We start from the raw sequence: 5,235 nt of genomic DNA on the forward strand, positions 1-5,235 counted from the left end.
CTTTTTCACGTTCACTTTCATGAACAAATACTTTATAACCATCTTTTGTTAATAAGAATGTCCCAACTCTCATCAAACGATAAGGATAAGCTTCGATATCTTTATTCTTCATGTTTCTAGTAGCTTTAGAATATAGTGATGCTACGATAGTCTCTGTCGCTAAACGTGCAAATAATTGACCACTAAAATCACGACGTAAAGTAATAAATAGTTCATCACCTTCTTTAGGCCAAACACTTCGTAATTTTGGTAAATCTTCTCCTAAAAGTGGAATTTCACGAGAGAACCCAATATCAAGTCCTACTCTATCTTCCTCCACTTTTACTACTTTACTAAACGAATAATCTCCAACCGTAACTTCTGGAATATTCGGCGTTGCAAATAATTTCCCACTACGTGAAGAATATACAAACATTGAATACTCTTCTCCAATTTCATAATCATCTAAACTTTCTACATCAGATTCGTTACAGCTAATTTCTTCTTCATTCGGTCCTTTAAAAACCAATGATGAACTTTTCTTTTCTACTAACTCTAAAAAATGGATTTCTCCAGTAATAAATTTTATATCTTCTCTTTCCATCAAGTACCTCTTTCTTTTATTTTTGTATAACTTCATACAGCATTGTTACTACATTTCATCTCATAAAAAAGGGAGTGACTCAAAAATCACGATTTCGGAGAAATCGATTTTGTCGAGTCACCCCCACATAGTTTATTAGATAACTAAAAAGCTTTTATAAAGCGAATTTTAGATATCAATAAACCACTGCGTCTATGAGTTATAATATACACTTCTTTAAACTTTAGGACTTTTGAATCAGCCCCTTAAATTAATCGGAAAAAGTAGTATCAGGGCGTACTTACTTAACCATATTTTTTATTTGTTTTAATTGATTTACTCTTATTTCCTTTGGAAGGAATCTTCTTATTTCATCTTCATTATACCCAACTTGTAATCTCTTATCATCGACAATGATAGGTCTTCTAAGCATTCCTGGATTATCTTGAATAACTTTATATAATTCTTGAATTGACATACTTTCAATATCCAAATTCAATTTTTGGAAAGTTTTCGATCTGAATGAGATTATATCTTCTGTTCCGTGCTCCGTGATAGACAAAATGTCCTTAATCTCATTTGTTGTCAGAGCTTCTGAAAAAATATTTCTTTCCACAAAGTCTATTCCATTTTCAATAAGCCAAGCTTTAGCTTTTCTACAAGAAGTACAACTTGGCGATGTAAACAACGTAACTACCACCAGCACTCACACTCCTTTATAAAAATAACATTAATATTTTTATAATTCTATATACTCCTATAATTATACTACATATATTATAGTTTTACAATATACTATTGAAAAAATATTTTAATTTGTCAACTAAAAACACTTATTTTACATAGTTTAATTCTTGACTATTCTTGTAGACACAAGCTTTTTGTTTTACCCTTACATTTTTTATTTGATTAGTTAAAATAAATTATATAATAATACACTCAAAAAATATTTCTTTACATAGTCTTACTACCATATTATATTATAACCCATGTAATTAAAATATAAATTAAATAACAATGAACACTCCTCTTCTACAGTTTCCCATTATTGCTAAATTGACAAAGTATTTTATGTGTGTTATCATATACATATGCCAGCATGGCGGAATTGGCAGACGCACTGGACTCAAAATCCAGCGATGGCAACATCGTGCCGGTTCGACCCCGGCTGCTGGTATAATGATTAAGACAAGGTTTTAAACCTTGTCTTTTTTTATTATATCTATTGTAGCCAAATTACTGGTAACTAGTAACTCTTTAGGAATTTAAAAAATCGATAGCTTTTTGATATTTTTCTTTTCTTTCTATATCTTTTTCTGTAATATTTATTAACCTCGTCAGATCTGAATTATGATGCAAATCTGCTAATTTTACCACTCGGGCAAGTTTGTTTTCTTTTACAGAATTTAAATAAGTTTGGTAATCTTGTCCTTTTTTCTTTGTTATAACATCAACAGCTTCTAAAACTTCTTCAGAGAATCCATACTCACGTAAACCTTCTAAGGTCAATTCCGTATCTTCAATAACATCATGAAGATACGCTACCGCCTTTTCTTCATCAGAATTTACAAAACCAGCCACCTTTTCAGGATGTTTAATATAATCTTCTCCAGCTTTATCAATTTGTCCTAAATGAGCTTTCTTAGCTATTTCATAGGCTTTTTCACTTTGAGATTGTTTCATATTTTTATTATATACGTTCATATTTTATTAGTCAATCTTCACTGACAAGAATCTTCAAACAACCTTCGACTACACTTAACCTATTACTAAATCCTTTATTCACTATATACTCACCAATTCTTCTCTCAGGCTATTTTGCTTTACAAGATAGCCCGCTTATGATAGTATTATGTATAACAAGATAGCGAAAACTAAAGCTGAAAATTATTTCTAAAATAGTTTTATCAAGAACATCTCTTACTTAGCTAATCACGACTAGATATTAAAAGAAAGAAGGAACAGAATGGAGATAAACACTTCCCAAATACTAAAAGGTACATTAGAAGCATGTATTTTACAGCTAATAAAAAATAAAGAAATGTACGGCTACGAAATAACTGAGCAACTTTCCTATTATGGGCTCGATATGGTTGCCCAAGGAACTATCTATCCTCTACTTTTAAAATTAGAAAAGGAACATATGGTCACTAGTTACTTAAAGGAGAGTGCCTCTGGACCTCCTAGAAAATATTATTCAATTACCAAAAATGGTGAAGAGTATATAAACTCATTTAAAAATGTATGGGGAAATATAAGTACTACAATAACAAAAATTTTAGAAAATAAATAACGTCAACAGGGAGGAATTATTATGAACATCGCTGACTTAATAAAACAAAATAACAAACTTAGATCACAACTTAGTGAAGATAATAAGAAATATTATGAAGAACTTTTAGTTGCTTGCCGGATGAAAAATACTACAAAAAAAGAATCAGAACTAGAAATTCAATTACTGGAAATATTACAAGATTTGATCCTATATCAAAAACAGGGAAAAAACTTTACCGATGTTTTCGGGAATGACATAGATAAATTATCTTCATCAATACTTGTAGAACTTCCAAAGGAAAATAAAGGAAAACTATTAAGATTTTCTCTAGTTTATCTTTTAATATTAATTATTAGTTCTCTAGTGCCTTCTGTATTCACTAGAACTATACAACCAATTATAACAGTATTCTCTATATTATTATTAGCTTTAGGATCATCAGTTTGCTTATATCTATTAATTTATAAAAAAACAGATAAAAATAAGTGGTTTATATATATTTCTTCGTTAATTATATTTGAGATTTCTTTTATTCTAATACCTATTCTAAATAAATTAAAGCTACTTCCAGAGTATCTTTCTCTAGAAGTAACAGTATCAAGTAACATCTTATACTTATTTGGAATTTTTAGTGCACTTTCTTATATATACATTTTTTTAACTTTTAAAAAATACTATTCTAAAAAGATATAGTAAACTAGCTCGACTATTCTATTTGTCGAGCTAATTTTTATAAAAGTTCACCATAGAGAAATAATTTTAATTTAAAAATAACATTTTTTCTATTGAATAATTTTTTTAAACCTGTTATAATGGTAAAACATTATTTTAGGAGAGAAGCCATGAATAACTCAATTTTCGATAAATTAAAACACGCTGAACAAGGTGCCAAACTTAGTATTTTATCATATTTGCTACTTACAGTATTAAAACTTGGCGCTGGTATATTCTTTAAGTCTTCAGCTCTTGTTGCCGATGGTATTAACAATGCTACCGATGTGATTTCATCAGTTTGTGTTCTTATCGGTTTGAAGATTTCCAGAAAACCAGCAGATGACGACCACCTTTATGGTCACTTTAGAGCTGAGCTTATATCTACATTAATAGCTTCATTTATTATGCTATACGCTGGAATTGAAGTAGTAATGTACGCAATTAAAAAAATTATCTCAGGAACGATTGAACAACCTAGCATACTGTCAGCAATTGTAGCATTTATAGCAAGTGTAATTATGCTTGGTGTATATTTCTATAATATTCGTCTTGCTAAAAAAATTGGCAGCAAGTCACTAAAAGCTGCCGCACTTGACAATCTAAGCGATGCATTTGTTTCTATCGCTACACTGATAGGGATTATTTCTACATATATAGGTATTCCAATAGCTGATTCAGTAGTCGCAATTATAGTTGGATTACTTATTATTTACACATCAATTAGCATCTTCAAAGAATCTACACACGTTCTTACTGATGGTGTAGATTCTGAAGTGATAGACAAGGTTAATGATATTGTAACTGACATCAACGGTGTAACTTCTATAGTCGATACGAAAGGTAGAACTCATGGCTTATTATACTTTATCGATATTACAGTTACCGTTGATCCTTCTTTAAATGTTAAACAAAGTCACGATATTACGGTTAATATTGAAAAAGCACTCTCTAAAGAATTTTATTATTGTGAAACTTTAGTGCACTTAGAACCGCATGGTATTCCATGTCATACATATTAAATTTATTTTGATGAAATTATACTCACTATAACACCTGTTATTTCAAGTATAATTTCATCTTTTTTATTGTTCGTACGTTTGACAAAAACTAATACTAAAAGTATAATTATTGTACATATAAAAGTATTTTTAGTCTTAGTTATTTTTTAATTAAATAGCTTAAAATAATACTTAAATAAAAATTGGAGTTTTTAAATTTATGACACACGCAAAAGCAATATTCTTCGGTGAACATGCCGTCGTTTATGGATACAAAGGAATAACTATTCCCCTTCCACAGATGAACGTCGAAGTTACATTAGAAGACACAGAGACAATTCAACAACGTGATGAAATTTTAGGTTTTATCGCTGATACATGTGGAATTGATAAAAAAACAAAAATTAATATAACTAGCACTATTCCTGTAGGACGTGGGCTAGGGTCTTCTGCTGCGCTAAGTATCGCTATTGCACGTGCTAAAAAACTCCCAAATGTAAGAGAAATTGCAAATAAATGCGAAAAATTTATTCACGGTAATCCTAGTGGTATAGATGTTAATCAAGTACTTAGTGATACTCCCCTTTTATTTTCTAAAAAAGAAGGAGCTAGTGAATTAGATTTTGACTTAAATAGTTATTTACTAATTATCGATACAGGAGTTGTTGGAATTACTAAAGAAACTC

The 5,235-nt window shown here is 29.9% G+C and carries 7 protein-coding genes and 1 tRNA gene; 5 read left to right on the forward strand and 3 right to left on the reverse strand.

Going from position 1 to position 5,235, the window contains the following annotated elements; genetic code table 11:
- The coding region (locus tag RWN11_RS06905) for an RNA-binding protein (RefSeq protein WP_314161016.1) at positions 1 to 583 on the reverse strand (583 nt) is incomplete at its 3' end.
- A 280-nt stretch (positions 584 to 863) separates the two neighbouring features.
- Positions 864 to 1,262, reverse strand: a complete 399-nt coding sequence (gene spxA, locus RWN11_RS06910; RefSeq protein WP_004263567.1) for a transcriptional regulator SpxA — start codon at positions 1,260 to 1,262, stop codon at positions 864 to 866.
- Between the two features lie 393 nt (positions 1,263 to 1,655).
- Between spxA and RWN11_RS06915 the strand changes: the two genes are divergently transcribed.
- Positions 1,656 to 1,739 (forward strand) — tRNA-Leu (locus RWN11_RS06915).
- 80 nt (positions 1,740 to 1,819) lie between these two features.
- Here the strand turns inward: RWN11_RS06915 and RWN11_RS06920 are convergent.
- Positions 1,820 to 2,266, reverse strand: coding sequence for a GTP pyrophosphokinase (locus tag RWN11_RS06920; protein ID WP_314161017.1), 447 nt, complete (start codon positions 2,264 to 2,266; stop codon positions 1,820 to 1,822).
- Positions 2,267 to 2,528: 262 nt separating this feature from the next.
- On the opposite strand from RWN11_RS06920, the gene RWN11_RS06925 reads away from it, so the two are divergent.
- The 4 genes from RWN11_RS06925 to RWN11_RS06940 form a co-directional block, all read left to right on the forward strand.
- A complete protein-coding gene (locus tag RWN11_RS06925) occupies positions 2,529 to 2,855 on the forward strand; it encodes a PadR family transcriptional regulator (RefSeq protein ID WP_314161018.1) in 327 nt (108 codons plus the stop codon).
- 21 nt (positions 2,856 to 2,876) lie between these two features.
- Entirely contained in the window at positions 2,877 to 3,530 is a 654-nt protein-coding gene (locus RWN11_RS06930) for a hypothetical protein (protein WP_314161019.1), read from the forward strand.
- 149 nt (positions 3,531 to 3,679) lie between these two features.
- Positions 3,680 to 4,570: a cation diffusion facilitator family transporter gene (locus RWN11_RS06935; RefSeq protein ID WP_314161020.1), complete on the forward strand. Its 891-nt coding sequence runs from the start codon at positions 3,680 to 3,682 to the stop codon at positions 4,568 to 4,570.
- 199 nt (positions 4,571 to 4,769) lie between these two features.
- Positions 4,770 to 5,235, forward strand: a 466-nt coding sequence (locus RWN11_RS06940; RefSeq protein ID WP_399536170.1) for a mevalonate kinase, incomplete at its 3' end; no start/stop codon positions are given.

Origin of the sequence: uncultured Gemella sp. (genome assembly GCF_963519265.1) — a bacterium.
Lineage (GTDB): Bacteria > Bacillota > Bacilli > Staphylococcales > Gemellaceae > Gemella.

What these genes read in the sequence shown, in the direction of transcription:
- RWN11_RS06935 (WP_314161020.1), top strand. Translation starts at nt 3,680, where the DNA reads ATGAATAACTCAATTTTCGATAAATTAAAACACGCTGAACAAGGTGCC.
- RWN11_RS06925 (WP_314161018.1), top strand. Translation starts at nt 2,529, where the DNA reads ATGGAGATAAACACTTCCCAAATACTAAAAGGTACATTAGAAGCATGT.
- RWN11_RS06930 (WP_314161019.1), top strand. Translation starts at nt 2,877, where the DNA reads ATGAACATCGCTGACTTAATAAAACAAAATAACAAACTTAGATCACAA.
- RWN11_RS06920 (WP_314161017.1), bottom strand. Translation starts at nt 2,266, where the DNA reads ATGAACGTATATAATAAAAATATGAAACAATCTCAAAGTGAAAAAGCC.